Genomic DNA, 21,463 nt, shown 5'->3' on the forward strand with positions numbered 1-21,463 from the left:
GTTTTGCGTTCCGTTGTCGCTGGAAGTGGGGCGCATTATAAGGGGATTCGAAAAGGCGTCAACCGTTTATTTCATTAAAGTGAAACAAAGGTTGAAACAGCGCCGCCACTGGCGGCGCTGAGGGAGGGGTTACAAACTCGGGAACGCGAACTGCGACGCCTCATGGCTGGCACGCTGCGGCCAGCGCTGGGTAATCGCCTTGCGACGGGTGTAGAAGCGCACCCCGTCAGGGCCGTAGGCATGCAGGTCGCCGAACAGCGAACGCTTCCAGCCGCCGAAGCTGTGGTAGGCCACCGGCACAGGCAGAGGCACGTTCACACCCACCATGCCCACCTCGATCTCGTCGCAGAACAGCCGTGCCGCCTCGCCGTCGCGGGTAAAGATGCAGGTGCCATTGCCGTACTCATGGTCATTGATCAGTTGCATGGCCTGCTCGAGGCTGTCGACCCGCACCACGCACAGCACCGGCCCGAAGATCTCTTCTTTATAGATGCGCATTTCAGGGGTCACCTTGTCGAACAGGGTACCGCCCACGAAATAGCCATCCTCATTGCCGGCCACACTGAAGCCACGGCCGTCGACTACCAACCTGGCACCTGCCGCCACGCCGTCATCGATGTAGCCTACGACCTTGTCGCGGGCAGCAGCCGTTACCAGCGGCCCCATGTCCAGGCCGCAGGAGGTGCCCGCACCAATTTTCAGCGCCTTGATCTGCGGTTCGAGCTTGGCGATCAGCGCATCAGCCACCTGGTCACCCACGCACACCGCCACCGAAATAGCCATGCAACGCTCACCGCATGAACCATAGGCTGCGCCCATCAATGCACTGACCGCATTGTCCAGGTCGGCGTCTGGCATCAGCACCGCGTGGTTTTTCGCCCCGCCCAGTGCCTGCACACGCTTGCCGCGCTTGGTGCCCTCGGCATAGATGTATTCGGCGATCGGGGTCGAACCGACAAAGCTCAGCGCTTTGACTTCCGGTGCCTCGATCAGGGCGTCCACCGCCTCCTTGTCGCCGTGCACCACGTTGAGGATGCCTTTGGGCAAGCCTGCTTCATGCAGCAGTTGCGCAATGAACAGGGTAGAGCTGGGGTCGCGCTCGGACGGCTTGAGAATGAACGCGTTACCACAGGCGATGGCCAACGGGTACATCCACAAGGGCACCATGGCCGGGAAGTTGAATGGCGTGATACCCGCCACCACGCCCAGCGGCTGGAAGTCGGACCAGGCGTCGATATTGGGGCCCACGTTACGGCTGTACTCACCTTTGAGCACTTCAGGGGCCGCACAGGCGAACTCGACGTTTTCGATACCGCGCTTCAGCTCGCCGGCGGCGTCTTCCAAGGTCTTGCCATGCTCTTCGCTGATCAACTGGGCAATACGGGCTTCGTTCTGTTCCAGCAGTTGCTTGAAGCGGAACATCACCTGCGCACGCTTGGCTGGCGGGGTGTTGCGCCAGGCCGGGAATGCAGCCTTGGCCGAATCGATAGCAGCTTGCACCGTGGCGCGGCTGGCCAGCTCGACCTTGCGCACAGCCTGGCCGGTGGACGGGTTGAACACATCTGCGGTGCGGTCACCCTTGGTTACCAGGTCACCGTCGATCAGGTGCTGAACAATGCTCATGAAACACTCCAGATAAAGAGAGGAACGGCAGGCTTGGGCCTGCCGTTGAAATCAGAAAGATCAGTCGACCAGGTTCAGCGCTTCGCCAACCGCATCGAACAGGCGGTCCAGCTCATCGGGCCGGGTATTGAAGGTTGGGCCGAACTGCAGGGTGTCGCCGCCAAAGCGCACGTAGAAACCTGCCTTCCACAATTTCATGGCGGCCTCGTAGGGCCGCACGATGGCATCGCCGTCCCGGGCGGCAATCTGGATGGCGCCGGCCAGGCCGTAGTTGCGGATGTCGACGATGTTCTTGGTGCCCTTCACGCCGTGCAGCAGTTTCTCGAAGTGGGGTGCCAGCTCGGCTGCGGACTGCACCAGGCTTTCTTTCTGCAGCAGGTCCAGCGCCGCCAGGCCTGCCGCGCAGGCTACCGGGTGGGCCGAGTAGGTATAGCCATGGGGGAATTCCACAGCGTAGTCCGGCGTCGGCTGGTTCATGAAGGTCTGGTAGATCTCGCTGCTGGCGATCACCGCCCCCATAGGGATGGCCCCATTGGTGACCTGCTTGGCAATGCACATCAGGTCTGGGGTAACGCCGAACGCCTCAGCGCCGGTCATCGCGCCCATGCGACCGAAGCCGGTAATCACTTCGTCGAAAATCAGCAGGATGTTGTGCTGGGTGCAAATTTCACGCAGGCGTTTCAGGTACCCCTTCGGCGGGGGCAGTACACCGGCCGAACCTGCCAGGGGCTCAACGATCACAGCGGCGATGTTGGACGCATCGTGCAGTTCGATGAGCTTGAGCATTTCGTCAGCCAGGGCGATGCCGCCCTCTTCCGGCATGCCCTTGGTGAAGGCGTTGCCCGGCAGCACGGTGTGCGGCAGATGGTCGACGTCCAGCAACTGGCCGAACATCTTGCGGTTACCGTTCACGCCACCAAGGCTGGTACCCGCGATATTCACGCCATGGTAGCCACGGGCGCGGCCGATCATCTTGGTCTTGGTAGCCTGGCCCTTCAACCGCCAGTAGGCACGCACCATCTTCAGCGCGGTATCTGCGCACTCGGAACCTGAGTTGGTGTAGAACACATGATTCAGGTCGCCCGGGGTCAGCTCGGCGATTTTTTCGGCCAGCTGGAACGACAACGGGTGGCCAAACTGGAAGCCTGGCGAATAGTCGAGTGTGCCCACTTGGCGCGAAACCGCCTCGGTGATTTCCTTGCGGGTGTGCCCCGCGCCGCAGGTCCACAAGCCGGACAGTGCGTCGAAAATCTTGCGCCCTTTGTCGTCCACCAGGTAGTTGCCTTCAGCCGCCACGATCAGCCGCGGGTCGCGCTGGAAATTACGGTTTGCGGTGTAGGGCATCCAGTGGGCATCCAGCTTGAGCTGGCTGGCCATACCGGCGGGTGCGGTTTCGAGCATGTTCATCGGCGGTTCCTCGGGGAGCGATTAGGCAACGATGGATGTTGTTGCAGCTAACTTGGCACGGCTATAAAGTCTGAAAAACCCTGCATTTCTAACCTTTACACAGGCCGCGACTAAACTGATGAGCCGACGCCCCGATCCCCTCGCCCAAGTCAGCGATTTTGATATTCGCCTGCTCAAGATCTACCGCAGTGTGGTCGAGTGCGGTGGTTTCTCGGCCGCCGAGAACGTGCTGGGTATCGGCCGCTCGGCCATCAGCCAGCAGATGAACGACCTGGAGCAGCGCCTTGGCCTGCGCCTGTGTCAGCGGGGCCGCGCCGGTTTTTCGTTGACCGAGGAAGGCCGTGAGGTCTACCACTCGGCCTTGCAGTTGCTCAGTGCGCTGGAAAGCTTCCGCACCGAGGTCAACGGGCTGCACCAGCATTTGCGTGGCGAGCTGAACATCGGCCTTACCGACAACCTGGTCACCCTGCCCCACATGCGCATTACCCACGCCCTTGCCGAATTGAAGGACCGCGGCCCGGACGTGCGCATTCAGATACGCATGGTCGCGCCAAGCCAGGTGGAACATGGCGTACTCGACGGCAGCCTGCATGTGGGTGTGGTGCCCCAGACCAGCCCGCTTTCAGGCCTGGAGTATCAGCCGCTGTACAGTGAACGCTCGCTGCTGTACTGCGCCGTGGGCCACCCGCTGTTTTACGCTGACGACAACCAGATCGACGATGAGCGCCTCAATACCCAGGAAGCCATCACCCCCACCTTCCGCCTGCCGGCCGAAATCCAGGCGCATTACCAGGCGCTGAACTGTACGGCCAGCGCCTCGGACCGTGAAGGCATGGCATTTCTCATCCTCACCGGGCGCTACATCGGCTACTTGCCTGACCACTACGCGGCGTTCTGGGTACAGCAAGGCCGCCTGCGTGCCCTCAAGCCGCGGCAACGCTTCTATGATCTGAGCCTAAGCTGGGTGACGCGCAAAGGCCGGCGCCCCAACCTGGTACTGGAAAGCTTTCTCGAAAGCCTGGCTGCGACACGCTGATGCCAGTCTCTGCCGCTAATGCTTGTTACTTGAGCGCAGGAAGGTAATCTTGTCCTACAGTCGCAGCCCTATAAACGCACGGAATCGTCCATGACCCTAGAAGTCCCTGCGCATCGCCTCCCCGCCTCGGGCAAACCCGCGGGCCGCATACGCCAGAAGAACGAGCACGCCATCATCCAGGCCGCCGAAGACGAGTTCGCCCGGCACGGTTTCAAGGGCACCAGCATGAACACCATCGCCCTCAATGCCGGCTTGCCCAAGGCCAACCTGCATTATTACTTCACCAACAAGCTGGGCCTATATATTGCGGTACTCAGCAACATCATCGAACTGTGGGACAGCACCTTCAATGCCCTCAGTGTGGATGACGACCCAGGCCAGGCCCTGAGCCAGTACATCCGCACCAAGATGGAGTTCTCGCGGCGCAACCCGCAAGCCTCGCGGATCTTCGCCATGGAAGTGATCAGCGGCGGCTCGTGCCTTACCGAATACTTCAGCGCCGACTACCGCGAATGGTTCAGGGGGCGCGCTGCGGTATTCGAGGCCTGGATCGCCGCCGGCAAGATGGACCCGGTCGACCCGGTGCACCTTATCTTCCTGCTGTGGGGCAGCACGCAGCACTATGCCGACTTCGCCACCCAGATCTGCCAGGTCACTGGCCGCAGCCGGCTGACCAAGCAGGATATGGAAACCGCCAGCAACAACCTTATCCACATCATACTCAAGGGGTGCGGCATTGCGCCGGCTGCCTGATCTTCACCTATGCCTTCTACCCTGTTAGACCTCTGCGAATACCGCGAAGAAATCCGTAAAAGCCGTTTCATCACCCTCGCCGCGCCGATCACCAGCGCTGCCGAGGCCATGAGCTTCATCGAGCGCCACAGTGACCTCGCCGCAACGCACAACTGCTGGGCCTGGAAACTGGGCCAGCAGTACCGCAGCAGCGATGATGGCGAGCCTGGCGGCACAGCCGGGCGGCCTATCCTGGCGGCCATTGAAGCGCAGGATTGCGACCAGGTCGTGGTGCTGGTGATTCGGTGGTACGGCGGCATTCAGCTTGGCACTGGGGGGTTGGCCCGTGCCTATGGCGGGGGCGCCAACAAGTGCCTGCAGCAGGCGGCCAAAAGGCTGTTGGTACAACGCAGCGATTTCACCTGCAGTTGCACATTCAGCGAGCTGGCCCTGGTGAAGCTGCGTATCGCAGAAGTTGACGGCCTGGTTGTGGATGAGCAGTTCACCGCCAACGGCGTAGACCTGCAGGTGGCCATTGGGGATGCCCACCTCGGTGCGCTCCAGCAGCACCTGGCAGATCTCAGCCGCGGGCGAATTCTGCTGGCCAGGCGCTGAGGGTTGCCCACAACAACTGTGGGCCTGGCTGTGGATAACCTTGGGGCATTCTGTTGCAGCCCTTTGCCAGCAAGGCCTACAGGGCATTGATCATATTTTGATCACACTATGATGGCAGCGGTAGGTACATGATTCATGGCCAGTTATCCCCACCCCTCCGCGCAGCAGCTAGCGCCCGTGGGAAACGCGGTTGCACACATTTACTGTGGAGCAGCCTGTGGATAAGCCGTGCGTCAACTGGCGCCAGGCCACGCTTTACGTGGGCTGCAAGCAACTGATCATTATTTGTTCAGTGGTTCATCTGCCCCGTAATCGGGCAAATGCCCTGCCCAAGTAATGGGGCTGTGGATTATTCTCCAAGCCCTCCTCCAACCTTTATCTATGGGAGCACCTGAGCATGACGCAAGCAAAAACTGCCCTGGTCATTGGCGCCTCTCGCGGGCTCGGCCTCGGCCTGGTAAATCGCCTGCGCGAAGACGGCTGGGCCGTTACCGCCACTGTGCGCAACCCGCAACAGCCTGGCGAATTGGCAGATACCCCCGGGGTACGCATCGAACAGCTGGAGATGAACGATACCGCCCAACTGGACGGCCTGAAACAGCGGCTGGCAGGGCAGGTATTCGACCTGATATTCATCAACGCCGGGGTCATGGGCCCGCTGCCACAAGACCTGGAGGCTGTCACGCCACAGGCCATCGGCGACCTGTTCATGACCAACGCCGTCGCACCCATTCGCCTGGCAGGCCGCTTGGTGGGCCAGGTGCGCCAGGGTACCGGCGTGCTCGCGTTCATGAGCTCAGGCCTTGGCAGCGTAGCCACCCCCGATGGCGGTGAAATCTGCCTGTACAAGGCCAGCAAGGCCGCGCTCAACTCCATGATCAACAGCTTCGCGGTCGCTCAGCAGCGCTCCGACCTTTGCGTGCTCGCCATGCATCCAGGCTGGGTGAAAACCGACATGGGTGGCGAAAACGCCGAGATCGACGTACTCACCAGTACCCGAGGCATGGTCGAGCAGATCAAGGCGCAAAGCGGCCACGCCGGCGTGCACTTCATCAACTACAAAGGTGAACCCTTGGTCTGGTGATGCCCCGGGTTGCAGCCTGGCCGGCGCATTGCCGGGCCAGGCCCTGTAGAATGGCAACAACCGTACCTGATTGAGAACACCTTATATGTATGACTGGTTGAACGCCCTGCCCAAGGCCGAGCTGCACCTGCACCTTGAAGGCTCGCTGGAGCCCGAGTTGCTGTTCGCCCTGGCAGAGCGCAACAAGATCGCCCTGCCCTGGGCTGATGTCGAAACCCTGCGTGGGGCCTATGCCTTCAACAATTTGCAGGAGTTTCTCGACCTCTACTATCAGGGCGCAGACGTGCTGCGCACCGAGCAGGATTTCTACGACCTTACCTGGGCCTACCTGCAGCGTTGCAAGGCGCAGAACGTTATCCACACCGAACCGTTCTTCGACCCACAAACCCATACCGACCGCGGTATACCCTTCGAAGTGGTACTCAACGGCATCAACCAGGCGCTCAAGGACGGCCGCCAGCAACTGGGCATCAGCAGCGGGCTGATCCTGAGTTTTCTGCGCCACCTGAGCGAAGACGAAGCGCAAAAAACCCTAGACCAGGCACTGCCGTTCCGCGATGCCTTCATCGCCGTTGGCCTGGACAGCTCGGAGATGGGCCACCCACCGAGCAAGTTCCAGCGTGTGTTCGACCGAGCCCGCAGCGAAGGCTTCGTTGCCGTCGCCCATGCCGGGGAAGAGGGCCCGCCCGAATACATCTGGGAAGCTCTGGACCTGCTGCACATCAAGCGCATCGACCACGGTGTACGCGCCATCGAAGACGAGCGCCTGATGCAGCGCATCATCGATGAACAGATCCCACTGACGGTGTGCCCGCTGTCCAACACCAAGCTGTGCGTGTTCGACCACATGAGCCAGCACAACATCCTCGACATGCTGGAACGGGGTGTGAAGGTAACGGTGAACTCCGATGACCCTGCCTACTTCGGCGGGTACGTCACGGAAAACTTCCATGCCCTGCATACTCACCTGGGCATGACCGAAGACCAGGCTCGTCGCCTGGCCCAGAACAGCCTGGACGCAAGGCTGGCCTGAGGCCTGTTCAGCCCACCTGCAAGGTCTTTACACGGGCGATGCGATTGATCTGTTGGATACCCAGCGGCGAGATGTGCAACGCCCGGGTGTCTTCGGCCTCGCGCATCCAGCCTGACTGCAGGAACAAACGGAACAGCGCCTGGCCCAGCACACCGCCCAGGTGCGGCTGGCTGTCGTGCCATTCGGTGCACCGGCAGATCACGCAGGCGCTCGGCTGACGCGGCGCCAGGGCATCGATGTATACGCCTACCAGGGCCAGTTGTGCCCGCCCTTCGTCACTGACCACAAGGTACCGGCCGCTGCCCTCCAGCCACCCGGCTACCACCAGCCGGTGATACAGCTCTGCGGCCAGCTCGCCACCCAGATGATCGCCACAGCGCCGGGCCCGTCGCATGGACAGGGGCAACGGCGGTAGCGGTGCGGTGGGGCGCTGGCCCCTGGCGCTCTCCAACTGGACACTGGCCAGGGCCTCGACAGCGGCCCCCACCTGCGGCGTTGCCAGGCGGAAATAGCGCTTGCGCCCCCTGGCCTCGTGCCGTAGCAAGCCGGCCGACGACAGCAGCGACAGATGTGCGCATGCTGACGACGAACTTAGCCCGGTCATGATGGCCAGCTCATTGGCCAACCGGGGCGTACCATCGATCAATGCCCACAACATGGCACTGCGTTTAGGATCGGCCATCAGGCTGGCGATCTGGCTGATGCTGCTGGCTGCGTTCATGTCCCTGTGACTCCCTGCAAGTTCACTGTGTAGATGCAATGGCCAACCCTGGCCGGGAAGCGCGTGCCGATGGCGGTGGCCTGGTTCGTCAGTATAAGCCGCAGAAACAGCCGATCATGCAGCCCTCCCCCAGCGCTATTGCTCGCTCAATAGCATTGGGTAGGGCTACCCATGGCGAACTGCTGAACAGGCCGCCAAGCTTCAAAAGCACCCCCGCACCGCTGGTTTTACACGTGCGATGGCAGGCGGCCAGGCTTGAATACGCGAATCCACCCGCACAACTTCGGACGAAACCGACAGCGGTCTTCTTCAAGTAGCGCGATCACAGTCGAAGGTTCCACAGCGCGCCAACCGTCAGTCAGCTCGGCAGGACGTTGCTGTGGCAGGCGGGTAAGGCCGCGCTAAACTTGAGCGGCTCCCCTCTGGAGGTATGCAGCGATGAAGATTGTCATCAGCGCGTCGAGCAGCAACCCTGCACGGCCATGGCAGGTTCAGCTCGATCAGCACAGGGTAGGTTTTTGCAGCGAGGCCGCGGCCCGCGCCTTTGTGGCCACACTGGAAACGCGCCTGCAGGCGCCTCACCCGCTCAGGCGGGCCGACTGGCCTGCAGGCGCCGGGTCAGCAGCGCGGCACTGACCACCAGGGCACCACACAGGCTCATCACCAAGGCCATTGGTACCGCACTGCCATCATGCAGCACGCCCACCAGTGCCGCGGCGCCAGCCGCGACGCTGAATTGCACGCACCCCATCAGGGCGGAGGCACTGCCGGCCCGGGCACCCTGGCCGCTCATGGCACAGGCCGAAGCATTGGGCAGGATGCACCCCAGGCTGGCGATGCACACGAACAACGGCACCAGCAGTGGCCACAGCGCAGTCGGCTTCACCGCCGCCACGCCCAGCAGGGCCACCCCCGCCGCCAGGTACACCCATACTGCACGGGCCAGCAAAAACGCCGGCCCGCGCCGCGCCAGCAGCCGTGCGTTCACCTGCGCGACCAGAATGAAACCAGCCGCATTGGCGCCGAAAAACCAGCCGTAATGTTCGGCAGGTATACCGTAGAGTTTGATGAATACAAATGGCGAGCCCGCGATGTAGGCGAACATGCCCGCAATCGCAATGCCGCCCGTCAACGCATGCCCCAGAAACACCCGGTCGCCCGCCAGCCGCAGGTACTGGCGCAGGGCCCCGGACAGCGGCTGACGCGGTACATGGGCGGGCATACTCTCAGGCAACCCAAGGCTGACCGCCAGCAGGCAGCCGGCACTGAACAGGCTAAGCGCAAGGAAGATCGACTGCCAGCCGACCAGGTTCACCAGCACGCCACCCAGCATCGGGGCCAGTATCGGCGCCAGGCCCATGACCAGCATCAATTGCGAGAACACTTTGGCCGAGGCCACCGGGTCGCACTTGTCACTGACAATGGCCCGGGACAGCACCATGCCCGCGCAGCCACCCAGCGCCTGAACGAAGCGCGCCAGTACCAAGGCGTCCAGGCTGGGGGCGTAGGCGCACGCCAGCGAGGCCAGGGTGAACAGCGTCACGCCGAACATCAGGGGCTTGCGCCGCCCAAAGCGGTCGGCGACCGGCCCATAGAGCAACTGCCCCATGGACAGGCCAAGGAAGTAGGCGGCCAACGTGGCCTGGACGTGTTGTTCGTCTGTGGCGAACGCCTGCGCCATGGCCGGGAAGGCAGGCAGGTAGAAGTCGATCGCCAACGGCCCGAACGCACTGAGTGCGCCCAGGATGAGCACCATTCGCAGGTTCATCAGGAATCCATAGCAGGCTAAGCAAGTGGACGATTCTACCTGCTGTGGACGCCGTCAGGAGAAAACATTTGAAACAGAGAGCCTTCCTACAAGCGCTCAGGCAGCCTCGGCCTGATAGCCTTCTTCGCGGATGGCCGCCAGCACCTGTTCCTGTGCCAGCGCGCTGTCGACGCGCACCTGCTTGGCAGCCAGGTCGACGTCCACCTTGGCGCCGGCATCCAGCGCCTGTACGGCGCGGGTCACGGCTTTTACGCAGTGGCCGCAGGTCATGCCCTGTACGTTGAATACTTGCATCGGGGGTACCTCCTTCAGGTTTTGCACAAGTTTCAACCTTGCCACAGGGGCAAAGTCAACACGGTGGGGTGGCAATCCAAGCCGGGCTCGGCCAAGCTGCGGCTTTGACGATCAGGCAAGCAGGGGGTTTTCATGTTCAGGGCAGCATTGGGCATCGTCGGGCTGTTGGCTGTTGCCACTGCAGTGCCACCGGCCAGTGCCGAGGGCAACGCGGCATACAGCGTGCTGATCATTTCCCGTGAGCGCCTGGAAGTGGCCACCAGTTGCGAAATTGGCGTTTACCTCAATGATCAGCTCTCCGGGCGCCTGTTCCAGGAACAGTCCACCTCGTTCAACCTGCCGCCAGGGCCGGTGGATATTCGTTTGCGCCTGCTGCCAGGGCAGATGCCCGGCTGTGCGCCGGGCCTTGAGGACCAGCGCAGCATCCGGTTGACGCTGCAGGCGGGCCAGATCAACAAGTACCGCATTGCCATGGGCCAGTATGGGTTGGAGTTGAAAGCCACACCGCTGGACTATTGACCTTCCCCGCGTGGCAAGGTTGATGCTTGGGGCCTGTCCAAGGAGGAGAGCCATGCCCGCATCCACTACGTACAACCTGCCCATTTCCGGCATGACCTGCGCCAGCTGCGCCGGCCGGGTAGAGCGTGCCCTGCGCAAGGTCGCTGGCGCTGAACAGGTCAGCGTCAACCTGGCCACCGAGCAGGCGCGCGTCCAGGCGCCCGGCGATAGCCTGCCGGCCTTGGTCGATGCCGTGCGCGATGCCGGCTACGAAGTGCCCGTACGCAGCCTGGAGCTGCAGATTGGCGGCATGACCTGCGCCAGTTGTGCCGGCCGTGTCGAACGGGCCCTGGCCAAGGTGCCAGGGGTACAGCAGGTGTCGGTCAACCTGGCCAGCGAGCGTGCGCACGTTGAACTGCTGACCGCGGTTGACGATTCAATGCTGATCGCCAGCGTGGAACAGGCCGGTTATACCGCCAGCCTGCCGCAGGCCGCCGAGGACGAAAACCGGCTGGCCCAGCGCCGCCTGCACCGCGAGCGGCTCGCAGTAGGCGCTGCCGTATTACTGGCCCTGCCGCTAGTGTTGCCGATGCTGGTACAGCCACTGGGGCTGCACTGGATGTTGCCGGCGTGGGCGCAGTTCCTGCTGGCCACGCCGGTACAGTTCATTCTGGGTGCCCGTTTCTACGTTGCCGCCTGGAAAGCCGTGCGTGCCGGCGCTGGCAACATGGACCTGCTGGTCGCGCTGGGCACCAGCGCTGGTTACGGCCTGAGCCTCTATCAATGGGCGCAGGCACCGGCAGGCATGGCCCCTCACCTGTACTTCGAAGCGTCTGCCGTGGTAATCGCGTTGGTGCTGCTGGGCAAGTACCTGGAGAGCCGCGCCAAGCGCCAGACCGCCAGTGCCATCCGCGCCCTGGAGGCTTTGCGACCGGAGCGGGCATTGCGGGTTGTGGACGGCCGCGAGGAAGACGTGGCCATCGCCCAACTACGTGTGGGCGACCTGGTGCTGGTCAAGCCCGGGGAGCGCTACCCAGTCGACGGGGTGGTCGAGGACGGCAGCAGCCATGCTGACGAAGCCCTGATCAGCGGCGAGAGCCTGCCAGTGCCCAAGCAGCCCGGCGACTCGGTCACCGGCGGTGCCATCAACGGGGAAGGCCGGCTGCTGGTACGCACCCAGGCGCTGGGGACCGAGACCGTGCTGGCGCGCATCATCCGCCTGGTGGAAGACGCCCAGGCCGCCAAGGCACCCATCCAGAAGCTGGTCGACCGTGTCAGCCAGGTGTTCGTACCGGCGGTGCTGGTACTGGCCCTGATCACCCTGGGCGGCTGGTGGCTGGCGGGGGCTGCAATGGAAACGGCACTGATCAACGCCGTGGCCGTACTGGTCATCGCCTGCCCTTGTGCACTGGGGTTGGCCACCCCCACCGCGATCATGGCCGGCACTGGCGTGGCCGCCCGGCACGGCATCCTCATCAAGGACGCCGAGGCCCTGGAGCGGGCGCATGCGGTCAACCGCGTGGTGTTCGACAAAACCGGCACCCTCACCTCCGGCAGCCCGCGTGTGGTCCACAGCCAGGCGGTGGATGGCGACGGCGCCAGCCTGCACCGGCTGGCCGGTGCCCTGCAGCGCGGCAGTGAACACCCGCTGGCACGGGCAGTGCTGGACGCCTGCGCCGAGCAAGGGCTCGAGGTACCCAGCGTAACGGGTAGCCAGTCGCTGACCGGCCGGGGTATCGCCGGCTGCGTGGACGGCCGGGACCTGGCCCTCGGCAACCGCCGCCTGCTGCAGGACAGTGGCCTGCAACCCGGGGCTCTGGCCGCCAAGGCGCAGGCCTGGGAAGCGCAAGGCCGCACCCTGTCGTGGCTGGTCGAGCGGGGCGAGCAGCCGCGCGTGCTGGGCCTGTTCGCTTTCGGCGACAGCCTGAAGCCCGGGGCCGCGCAAGCCGTGGAAACCTTGCGTGAGCAGCACATCAGCAGCCACCTGCTGACCGGCGACAACCGCGGCAGCGCCAAGGTCGTCGCCGACACCCTCGGCATCGCCGATGTGCACGCTGAAGTATTGCCTGCCGACAAGGCCGGCACGGTCACCGCGCTCAAGCAGGACGGCGTGGTGGCGATGGTTGGCGACGGCATCAACGATGCGCCCGCCTTGGCCGCAGCCGATATCGGCATTGCCATGGGTGGCGGCACCGACGTGGCCATGCAGGCCGCCGGCATCACCCTGATGCGCGGCGACCCGCGCCTGGTGCCGGCGGCGCTGGAAATCAGCCGCAAGACCTACGCGAAGATCCGCCAGAACCTGTTCTGGGCATTCATCTACAACCTGGTCGGCATCCCCTTGGCCGCGCTGGGCTATCTCAACCCGGTACTCGCCGGCGCCGCCATGGCCCTGTCCAGTGTCAGCGTGGTCAGCAACGCGCTCCTGCTCAAGGCCTGGAAACCCGACACGCGCACCCAGGAGGCGCCATGAACATTGGCCAGGCTGCACGCCGCAGCGGGCTCAGCACCAAGATGATTCGTTACTACGAAGCCATCGGCCTGCTCAAGCCCGCCACGCGCAGCGACAGTGGTTACCGGTTGTACCAGGACGCAGACCTGCACAGCCTGGCATTCATCAAGCGCTCACGAGACCTGGGCTTTTCCCTCGAAGAGGTCGGCAAGCTGCTGACCCTGTGGCAGGACCGGCAACGCGCCAGTGCTGACGTGAAGGCGCTGGCCATGCAGCACATCGATGCACTCAACACCCGCATCAAAGAACTGGTCACCCTGCGCGACACCCTGGGTGAACTGGTTTCCCACTGCCAGGGTGATGACCGCCCGGACTGCCCGATCCTGAAAGAACTGGCCACTGGCGAGGCTGCCAGTTGCTGCCACCAGGCACCACCCGGAAGCCCGACACGCCATAAGCGTCCAAACGTGACCGAATAGTCACCCACTGCGATTTCATCCAATATTTACGGGCGTTTGCCTACATAAAACCCGGCTGCTGCCGATGCATAGGTGATCTGCCTCATGTGTCGACAATAATAATCCGGGAGCGCCTATGAGCATCAAACAGAAACTGACTTGGGCATTCGCGGTGATCGCCGGCTTGCCCATCGTACTCGTGGCCACCCTGGTGGTTCTCAACCTGCGCGGCGAAGCCCGGGACGGCTTTCTGGACAGCAGCAGCCGGGAAATCCGCCAGGTCAGCAACGCCATGAATATCTTCTTCCAGGGCATCAGCCAGAACGTGGAGTACATGGCTTCGCAACCGCTGGTCGCGGCCACTGGCGGTGAACTGAACAAGTACATGAGCGCGACGCCGTCCTACGAACTGGGGCCGCAAGCGAGCAATATCCTGGCCTTCATGACCAGCCTGGCCAATGCCCACCCGGGCTATGCCTACCTGTCCTACGGCGTGGCAGACGGCGGCTACGTGGGGTGGCCCGCCGGGCAGAAATTCGTCAACTACGACCCCCGCACGCGCCCCTGGTACCAGTTGGCCATGGCCAACCCCGGCAAGACCCTGCGCACCAGTGCCTACTACTGGGCTGCCGATGACGCGGTGCTGGTCAGTACGGTGCGCGCCGTTGCCAACCAGTTGGGCAACCCGGGTGGTGTGGTCAACGTCGATGTCTCGATCAAAGGCCTGACGGAGATCGTCAAGCAGATCAAGCTGGGCGAAAGTGGCTACCTGCTGCTGATTGAAAACAACGGCAACGTACTGGTCGACCCACGCGATACCACGCACAACTTCAAACCGCTGGCGAGCTTCGGCGACGGTTACGCCGAGCTGGCCAAACACGGCAAGGGCCTGGCCGAAGTCGAGCTGAACGGCGTGCGCTACATGGCCAATATCTACCCGGACGAAAAACTGGGCTGGACCCTCATCGGCCTGATCGAGCAAGGTGAAGTGATGCAAACCACCACCCGCCTGACCTGGCTCATCGGCATCGTCGCGCTGGTGCTGGCAGCCGTGTTCGCCGTGGTGGGCGCCACCTTCGCCAAACTCATCGTGCGCCCGATCAACAGCGTGACCAGCGGCCTGGAAGACATTGCCCAAGGCGAAGGCGACCTTACCCGCAACCTGGAGATCCGAGGCCGCGACGAAACCGCGCAACTGGCCAGCTGGTTCAACCAGTTCCTGGGGGCCATCCGCAGCCTCATTCAGCACATCGGCGCGGCAGCCGGTAACATTCTCAACACCTCCACCCGTTCAACCCGGGTATCCAGCGACATGGCCGAGGCTGCAGGGCGCCAGCGTGAAGCAGTGGACATGGTTTCCACCGCGTTCCACGAAATGGTCGCCACAGCCAACGAGGTGGCGCGTTCATGCAGCCAGGCGGCGCAGTCGGCCGACAGTGGCCAGCAACAGGCGCGCGAAGGCCAGCAGCAGATCGATGCCGCGGTCAGCAGCGTCGACCGCCTGAGCCACGAAATCGAACAGTCGGCCCAGTCGATCCAGCAACTGGAGCGTGACAGCAACGCTATCCAGTCAATCCTCGGCACCATCCGCTCGATTGCCGAGCAGACCAACCTGCTGGCCCTGAACGCGGCGATTGAAGCGGCCCGCGCCGGCGAACAAGGCCGGGGCTTTGCGGTGGTGGCTGACGAGGTGCGGGCCTTGGCCAAGCGTACCGCCGATTCCACCGCCGAAATCGATGGCCTGCTGGGTAACCTGGCCGGGCGCACCAGCGAAGTGGCCGCACAGATGCACGCCAGCCTGGAAGTTTCGCAGCAGTCGGTGAGCCGCATTGGCCTGGCGCGTGACAGTTTTGGGCAAATTCGCGAGTCGGTGGATGTGATACGCGACATGAATACGCAGATCGCCACAGCCGCCGAGGAACAACACCAGGTGGCGGAGGACATCAACCGGCACATCAGCCAGATCCACGGCGATGCACAGCTGGTGGCGGAGCTGGCCCAGGCCGCCCGTCAGGACTCGGAAAGCCTGGCTGGGCTGTCCAACGAACTGGATACCCTGGTGCGCAGGTTCCGCACCTGATGCCCCGCCTGCGCCTGCCGCCTGCAGGGCGGTAGACGCAGGAGCAGGCAGGCGCGGCTTACAGCTTCAGTTCACCCGGCGTTGCGCCAAACAGCTGCTTGAACGCGGCGATGTAGGCGGAGGTGGAGTCATACCCGCAACCCAGTGCCGCATCGGTAACGCTCTCGCCGGCTTCCAGCATGGCCAGCGACGACAACAGCCGCATACGCTGGCGCCAGTTGCGGAAGCTCAATCCGGTTTCGCGCTGGAACAGGCGCATGAGGGTCTTTTCCGAACACCCAAGCTCCAGCGCCCATTGTTGCAAGGTCTGGCTCCGCTCGGGGGTAGCGATCAGGCGATTGCACAGGGCAAGCAACCCAGGATGGCGCGGCAAGGGTAACGAAAAACCTACCGCTGGCAGGGTACGCAGTTGGTCGAGCAACACCGCCACCAGCCGCGACTCGGCGCTGTCGTGTTCAGGATACTGCGGGGGCAACAGGCAGAACTGCTTGATCAGCTCCCGGGCCAGGGGCGTCACTTCCAGCACCCGGCATTCTTCGGTCGCCCACGGGCAGGCGTCGCGGCGGATGTAAAGGCTGCGCATTTCCGCCTGCATCGAAGTCACCACTTCATGCTCAGCCTGCGCAGGTATCCACACCCCCCACTGGGGCGGCGCGAAATAGCTGCCGTCCCGGGTGTAGACCCCCAACACGCCACTGATGGCGTACGAAAACTGCACCCAGTCATGCTGATGGCGAGTGGTCCATGACCCCGCGCCCAAGCGCTCGGCACGGGCATACAGGGGCCTTGGCAGGTGGTCCAGCGCCGGGATGGCGCGGGGGTGTCCGGTGGTCGGCATGGTGGTGTCTTATGGTTCTGAGCAGACAAGCCTAACAGCTACCGCGACACCGACGTTACCTTACCGCTCGACGATCACCGTCACACCCTGCCCGCCCGCTGCACAGATCGAAATCAGCCCACGCCCTTTCCCCGCCACCGACAGCAGTTTTGCCAGGTTGGCCACAATACGGCCCCCGGTAGCCGCGAACGGGTGGCCTGCCCCCAGCGAGCTGCCCTTGACGTTGAGCCTGGCGCGGTCGATCGCCCCCAGCGGTGCGCTCAAGCCCAGCTGTTCACGGCAATAGTCGGCATCTTCCCAGGCCTTGAGGGTGCAGAGCACCTGGGCGGCGAAGGCTTCATGGATTTCGTAGTAATCGAAGTCCTGCAGGGTCAGGCCATTGCGCGCCAGCAACCGTGGCACGGCATACACCGGTGCCATCAGCAGGCCTTCGCGGCCCGTGACGAAGTCAACCGCAGCGGTTTCACCGTCCACCAAATAGGCGAGCACCTCCAGCCCCTGCTGTTGCGCCCACTCTTCGGTGCCCAACAGCACCAGCGAAGCACCGTCGGTGAGCGGCGTGGAATTGCCCGCGGTCAGCGTGCCTTCGTCCGTACGGTCGAAGGCCGGCTTGAGGCGGCCCAGTTGCTCCAGGGTAAGGTCCGGGCGCAGGTTGTTGTCCCGGGCAAGCGACATGAACGGGGTCAGCAAGTCGTCCTGCCAGCCTTCGGCATAGGCACCCGCCAGGGCCTGATGGCTGCGCAGGGCCAGCGCGTCCTGTTCTGCCCTGCCGATATGCCAGGTTTTGGCCATGCGCTCACAGTGTTCGCCCATCGACAGGCCGGTGCGCGGCTCGCCATTGCGCGGCAATTCAGGCTTGAAGTGATGAGGGCGCAGCTTCAGGAAGGGTTGCAGCCGGCCCATCAGGTTTTTGCCACGGTTGGCCTGCAGCAATACCTGGCGCAGGCCTTCGTTCACGGCGATGGGCGCATCGGAAGTGGTGTCCACGCCGCCAGCGATGCCGCAGTCGATCTGCCCCAGGGCAATCTTGTTGGCCACCAGCAAAGCGGCCTCAAGCCCGGTGCCACAAGCCTGCTGGATGTCATAGGCGGGCGTGAGCGGCGAGAGGCGCGAGCTCAGCACGCATTCGCGGGTCAGGTTCATGTCGCGGGAGTGTTTGAGCACCGCACCGGCCACCACCTCCCCCAGGCGCAGCCCGTGCAGCCGGTAACGCTCTATCAGCCCTTCCAGCGCTGCGGTCAGCATGGCCTGGTTACTGGCCGTGGCGTAGGCGCCATTGGAGCGGGCAAAGGGGATTCGGTTGCCGCCCAGAATCGCGACCCGACGTAGTGAACGCATGCGCATGTTCCTCCTGAAACAATTTGATCCGTACAGCCTAGGTGTTTTTACCGCATTCGAACGACCGTGCCGCAAAGTTGGTCCACACTCTCAAGCTTGCCTTCTGGAGGACCCCTCATGAGCGATCGCTACCTTGGTTTCGCCAATTCCAGCCTGGGCCGTCGCCTGGTCGATACCCTGGGCCTGCCGCGCCCGGCACCTCTGGAGCGCTGGCAGTCCGGCCGCCTGCGCCCGGTGGAAGGTGCATTGGTGGTAGGCGGCGGGCCGCTGGCGGGCCAGGTTGAAACCGTGGCGCCACGCCTCACCGATGCGGTGTACAGCTTCAATGGCGAGCACCTGCAGGCACAGCCCTGGGTGCCCGGCCTCGGGCCGAAAATCAAGGCGCTGGTGTTCGACGCCAGTCATTTGTCCGACAGCGATGCCTTGAAGCAGTTGCGCGAGTTTTTCCAGCCGCTGTTACGCAGCCTGGCACCTTGTGCTCATGTGGTGGTGCTCGGCCGGCCTCCCGAGTCGCTGGCAGACCCGTTGGCCAGCGTGGCGCAGCGAGCCCTTGAAGGGTTCACCCGCTCGCTGGCCAAGGAGTTGCGCAATGGCGCCACTGCGCAGCTGCTTTATGTGGGCGAAGGTGCCGACGACCAGCTGGAGGGTGCACTGCGCTTCTTCCTGTCGCCGAAAAGCGCATTCGTATCTGGCCAGGTACTGCGCCTGCAGGCCTGCGCTGCGCACGTGCAGGACTGGACCCGCCCGCTGGGCGGCCAGCGGGCTCTGGTGACCGGCGCGGCACGCGGTATCGGTGCTGCCATTGCCGAAACCCTGGTGCGCGATGGTGCCGACGTGCTGCTGCTGGATGTGCCCCAGGCCGCCCAAGAGCTCAATGCCCTTGCTGCACGCCTGGGTGGCAAGGCCCTGGCCCTGGACATCTGCGCCAGCGACGCAGCAACGCAGCTGCTCGCTGCCCTGCCCGATGGCATCGACATCGTGGTGCACAACGCTGGTATCACCCGCGACAAGACCCTGGCCAACATGACCCCGGAGTACTGGGACGCTGTGATGGCGGTCAACCTCAAGGCGCCTCAGGTACTCACCCAGGCGCTGATCGACAACGGCGCACTCGGGCAGCATGCCCGCATCACACTGCTGGCATCGGTGAGCGGTATCGCCGGCAACCGTGGCCAGGCCAACTACGCCGCCAGCAAGGCCGGGCTGATCGGCCTGGCACAGGCCTGGGCGCCCACACTGGCCGAACGGGGTGCCAGCATCAATGCTGTAGCACCGGGCTTCATCGAAACCCACATGACCGCCGCCATGCCCATGGGCCTGCGCGAGGCTGGTCGACGCCTTAGCTCGCTCGGCCAGGGCGGGCGGCCCCAAGACGTGGCCGAAGCCATCGCCTGGCTCAGCCAGCCCTGTACCGGTGCAGTCAACGGCCAGGTGCTGCGGGTCTGTGGCCAGGCACTGATGGGGGCATGAACATGAAACGAACATGGCACCACGTGCACCGCCCAGCTGGCCGCGCCAGCCTGTACCTGCGCGCCGCTGGTAAGCGCAGCATCACGGGTGACCGCCTGCCGGAAGCAGGCCTGCGCTGCTACATCCCACTGCAGCAGCAAAACCTGCAGGCCTACCGGCGGCTCTGTCACTTCGCCGATGACGGCCGCCTGCCGGCCACGTACCCGCACATCATGGCGTTCAACCTGCAACTGCAACTGATGACCGGCCACGACTTCCCGTTCCCATTGCTGGGGCTGGTGCACCTGCACAATCGCATCGAAGTGCTGCGCCCGCTCGGTGGGCTTGAAGGGCTGCATATGGCCGTGTACGCGGATAACCTGCAACCCCATGCCAAAGGCGGTACGTTCGACCTGGTGACCGAGGCCCAGGACGGCATAGGCCCGCTGTGGCGGGAGACCAGCCGCATGCTGGTACGCGGGCTAAAGCTCGAAGGCGCCGCCCCCCCCACGCCCCCGGACGAGCCTGTAGACCTGCCCGAAGCCACGCGCTGGTATGCCGACCGTGACATTGGCCGGCGTTACGCCAAGGTGTGCGGCGACTACAACCCCATCCACCTGAGCGCTGCCAGTGCGCGGCTGTTCGGTTTCCCCACCGCCATTGCCCACGGCATGTGGAGCAAGGCAATGGCCATGGCGGCATTGCGTGGGCACCTGCCCCACAGTGGGTATGGGTTCGAAGTGGCGTTCCACAAGCCCGTGCGCTTGCCCTCGGAGGTGATACTCAGCGCCAGTGAAGCTGGCCCCACTGGCGCTGTGCGGCTGGATGGCCATGCCGGGGTGCTGCACATGGCTGGCCACTGGTCACGCCTGTAGCCAACCTGGGCACTGTTGACCGTACGTTTGTGTGGGGCCCTTGCTTTGCAGCGGCCCTGCGCAGAAGCTATGCGGCATCAGGAGGCCCCGATGAACTTGCAAGAACTCACCCAACGCCTGCACCAGATCCGCGACAACAATGACTGGCAGCGCTTTCACAGCCCCAAGAACCTCGCCATGGCCGCCAGTGTGGAAATGGCCGAGCTGGTCGAAATATTCCAATGGCTGAGCGAGGACGAATCGCGCCAGCTGCCTGCTGACAAACTGGCCCACGCGGGCCAGGAAGTCGGTGATGTGGTGCTCTACCTGTTGCTGCTGTGCAGCGAGCTTGGCCTGGACATGGACCAGGTCGTGCGGGCCAAGCTTGCTGACAGCGAGAGGCGCTTCGCCCGATGAACGACCGTCACTTCGATGAACTGGCCACCCGCTTTGCCGAAAAAATCTACGGCGGAGCCAAGGGTGCGATCCGCCTTGCCGTGCTGCAGGCCGACCTGGCCGAGGCACTGCCCGACCGCCCGCTGCGTATCCTCGACGTGGGCGCAGGGCTGGGCCACATGGCGTTGTGGCTGGCCCAGCGCGGGCACCATGTCACCCTGGCCGAACCTGCCGCCCCCATGCTCGATGGCGCCCGGGCACGCTTTGCCGAGGCCGGCCAGGCCGCGACATTCATTCATGCGCCCTGGCAGGCGCTGCTCGGTGAACTGACCGAACCCTACGATGTGGTGGTGTGCCATGCCGTGCTGGAGTGGCTGGCCGAGCCAGAAAGCATCCTGCCGGTACTGCACCAGCTCACAGCTCCCGAAGGCTGGTTGTCGCTGGCGTTCTATAACCGTGATGCCCTCGTGTACCGGAACCTGCTCAAGGGGCATTTCCGCAAGTTGCGCAGCAACCGGCTGGAAGGTGAAAAGCAAAGCCTCACCCCGCAAAAACCCCTTGATCCCCGCCACCTCAAAGCGCAACTTGAGCCCATGTGGCAGGTCGAAAGTGAAAGCGGTATCCGGGTGTTCCACGACTACATGCCCAAGGACTTCCAGGACAAGGCGGAGCTGCTCGACCTGCTGGAAATGGAACTGGCCCACCGTCGCCACCCAAGCTTTGCCGGGCTTGGTCGTTACCTGCATTGGGTTTGCCGCCCACGTTGATCTGCCAGGCAGGAGGAAGC

At 63.7% G+C, this 21,463-nt stretch carries 20 protein-coding genes and 1 pseudogene; 14 read left to right on the top strand and 7 right to left on the bottom strand.

All coding sequences use genetic code 11. The annotated features are described in order from the left end of the window. Positions 1-129: 129 nt before the first annotated feature. Together IAE38_RS20390 and IAE38_RS20395 are read right to left on the bottom strand one after the other, a co-directional pair. Positions 130-1,623 carry a CoA-acylating methylmalonate-semialdehyde dehydrogenase gene (locus IAE38_RS20390; RefSeq protein ID WP_201218987.1) on the bottom strand — a complete coding sequence of 498 codons (1,494 nt, stop codon included), beginning with the start codon at positions 1,621-1,623 and terminating at the stop codon, positions 130-132. A 60-nt stretch (positions 1,624-1,683) separates the two neighbouring features. Continuing rightward, on the bottom strand, positions 1,684-3,030 hold the full coding sequence (locus IAE38_RS20395; protein ID WP_201218989.1) for an aspartate aminotransferase family protein: 1,347 nt from the start codon (positions 3,028-3,030) through the stop codon (positions 1,684-1,686). Between the two features lie 115 nt (positions 3,031-3,145). On the opposite strand from IAE38_RS20395, the gene IAE38_RS20400 reads away from it, so the two are divergent. The 5 genes from IAE38_RS20400 to IAE38_RS20420 all read left to right on the top strand — a co-directional run bounded on the left by IAE38_RS20400 (position 3,146) and on the right by IAE38_RS20420 (position 7,530). Beyond that, a complete protein-coding gene (locus tag IAE38_RS20400; protein WP_177331181.1) occupies positions 3,146-4,066 on the top strand; it encodes a LysR family transcriptional regulator in 921 nt (306 codons plus the stop codon). 90 nt (positions 4,067-4,156) lie between these two features. After that, a complete protein-coding gene (locus IAE38_RS20405; RefSeq protein ID WP_028632981.1) occupies positions 4,157-4,819 on the top strand; it encodes a TetR/AcrR family transcriptional regulator in 663 nt (220 codons plus the stop codon). A gap of 9 nt (positions 4,820-4,828) precedes the next feature. After that, entirely contained in the window at positions 4,829-5,413 is a 585-nt protein-coding gene (locus IAE38_RS20410) for an IMPACT family protein (protein ID WP_028632982.1), read from the top strand. Positions 5,414-5,810: 397 nt separating this feature from the next. After that, complete coding sequence (locus IAE38_RS20415) at positions 5,811-6,497, top strand: SDR family oxidoreductase (RefSeq protein WP_201218991.1); 687 nt, start codon at positions 5,811-5,813, stop codon at positions 6,495-6,497. 85 nt (positions 6,498-6,582) lie between these two features. Continuing rightward, positions 6,583-7,530, top strand: a complete 948-nt coding sequence (locus tag IAE38_RS20420; RefSeq protein ID WP_201164946.1) for an adenosine deaminase — start codon at positions 6,583-6,585, stop codon at positions 7,528-7,530. Positions 7,531-7,537: 7 nt separating this feature from the next. On the opposite strand, the gene IAE38_RS20425 is transcribed toward IAE38_RS20420, so the two are convergent. The 3 genes from IAE38_RS20425 to IAE38_RS20435 all read right to left on the bottom strand — a co-directional run bounded on the left by IAE38_RS20425 (position 7,538) and on the right by IAE38_RS20435 (position 10,313). After that, positions 7,538-8,251: an ArsR/SmtB family transcription factor gene (locus tag IAE38_RS20425; protein WP_028632985.1), complete on the bottom strand. Its 714-nt coding sequence runs from the start codon at positions 8,249-8,251 to the stop codon at positions 7,538-7,540. Between the two features lie 586 nt (positions 8,252-8,837). Next, positions 8,838-10,019 (bottom strand): multidrug effflux MFS transporter, encoded by a 1,182-nt coding sequence (locus IAE38_RS20430; RefSeq protein ID WP_201218993.1) that lies wholly within the window; start codon positions 10,017-10,019, stop codon positions 8,838-8,840. Positions 10,020-10,115: 96 nt separating this feature from the next. After that, a complete protein-coding gene (locus tag IAE38_RS20435; RefSeq protein ID WP_060482282.1) occupies positions 10,116-10,313 on the bottom strand; it encodes a heavy-metal-associated domain-containing protein in 198 nt (65 codons plus the stop codon). A 132-nt stretch (positions 10,314-10,445) separates the two neighbouring features. Here IAE38_RS20435 and IAE38_RS20440 point away from each other — a divergent pair, with 132 nt between their 5' ends. From IAE38_RS20440 to IAE38_RS24415, 5 genes and pseudogenes are all read left to right on the top strand, one after another. Beyond that, positions 10,446-10,832: a hypothetical protein gene (locus IAE38_RS20440; protein ID WP_201219001.1), complete on the top strand. Its 387-nt coding sequence runs from the start codon at positions 10,446-10,448 to the stop codon at positions 10,830-10,832. A 52-nt stretch (positions 10,833-10,884) separates the two neighbouring features. After that, positions 10,885-13,284: a heavy metal translocating P-type ATPase gene (locus tag IAE38_RS20445; RefSeq protein WP_201219003.1), complete on the top strand. Its 2,400-nt coding sequence runs from the start codon at positions 10,885-10,887 to the stop codon at positions 13,282-13,284. Then, a complete protein-coding gene (gene cueR / locus IAE38_RS20450) occupies positions 13,281-13,742 on the top strand; it encodes a Cu(I)-responsive transcriptional regulator (RefSeq protein WP_060482285.1) in 462 nt (153 codons plus the stop codon). The genes IAE38_RS20445 and cueR overlap by 4 nt, the downstream gene beginning before the upstream one ends. A 313-nt stretch (positions 13,743-14,055) precedes the next feature. Continuing rightward, positions 14,056-14,943: pseudogene (locus tag IAE38_RS24410) on the top strand (cache domain-containing sensor histidine kinase); the annotation flags it as partial. 129 nt (positions 14,944-15,072) lie between these two features. Further along, on the top strand, positions 15,073-15,801 hold the full coding sequence (locus IAE38_RS24415; RefSeq protein WP_371262508.1) for a methyl-accepting chemotaxis protein: 729 nt from the start codon (positions 15,073-15,075) through the stop codon (positions 15,799-15,801). 58 nt (positions 15,802-15,859) lie between these two features. Here IAE38_RS24415 and IAE38_RS20460 read toward each other — a convergent pair whose 3' ends face one another. Continuing rightward, a complete protein-coding gene (locus tag IAE38_RS20460) occupies positions 15,860-16,639 on the bottom strand; it encodes an AraC family transcriptional regulator (protein ID WP_028632991.1) in 780 nt (259 codons plus the stop codon). 60 nt (positions 16,640-16,699) lie between these two features. After that, positions 16,700-17,977: an acetyl-CoA C-acetyltransferase gene (locus IAE38_RS20465; RefSeq protein WP_201219007.1), complete on the bottom strand. Its 1,278-nt coding sequence runs from the start codon at positions 17,975-17,977 to the stop codon at positions 16,700-16,702. Between the two features lie 117 nt (positions 17,978-18,094). On the opposite strand from IAE38_RS20465, the gene IAE38_RS20470 reads away from it, so the two are divergent. The 4 genes from IAE38_RS20470 (at position 18,095) to IAE38_RS20485 (ending at position 21,443) form a co-directional block, all read left to right on the top strand. Beyond that, positions 18,095-19,447 (top strand): 3-oxoacyl-ACP reductase, encoded by a 1,353-nt coding sequence (locus IAE38_RS20470; RefSeq protein WP_201219009.1) that lies wholly within the window; start codon positions 18,095-18,097, stop codon positions 19,445-19,447. Positions 19,448-19,449: 2 nt separating this feature from the next. Beyond that, the gene (locus tag IAE38_RS20475) at positions 19,450-20,301 is read left to right on the top strand and encodes a MaoC family dehydratase (RefSeq protein WP_201219011.1); all 852 of its coding nucleotides are present in this window, start codon (positions 19,450-19,452) and stop codon (positions 20,299-20,301) included. 90 nt (positions 20,302-20,391) lie between these two features. Beyond that, a complete protein-coding gene (locus IAE38_RS20480; RefSeq protein WP_028632995.1) occupies positions 20,392-20,697 on the top strand; it encodes a MazG-like family protein in 306 nt (101 codons plus the stop codon). Then, a complete protein-coding gene (locus IAE38_RS20485) occupies positions 20,694-21,443 on the top strand; it encodes a methyltransferase domain-containing protein (RefSeq protein WP_201164938.1) in 750 nt (249 codons plus the stop codon). The genes IAE38_RS20480 and IAE38_RS20485 overlap by 4 nt, the downstream gene beginning before the upstream one ends. The last annotated feature ends 20 nt before the right edge of the window (positions 21,444-21,463 follow it).

This window comes from Pseudomonas sp. S32 (genome assembly GCF_016648095.1).
Lineage (GTDB): Bacteria > Pseudomonadota > Gammaproteobacteria > Pseudomonadales > Pseudomonadaceae > Aquipseudomonas > Aquipseudomonas parafulva.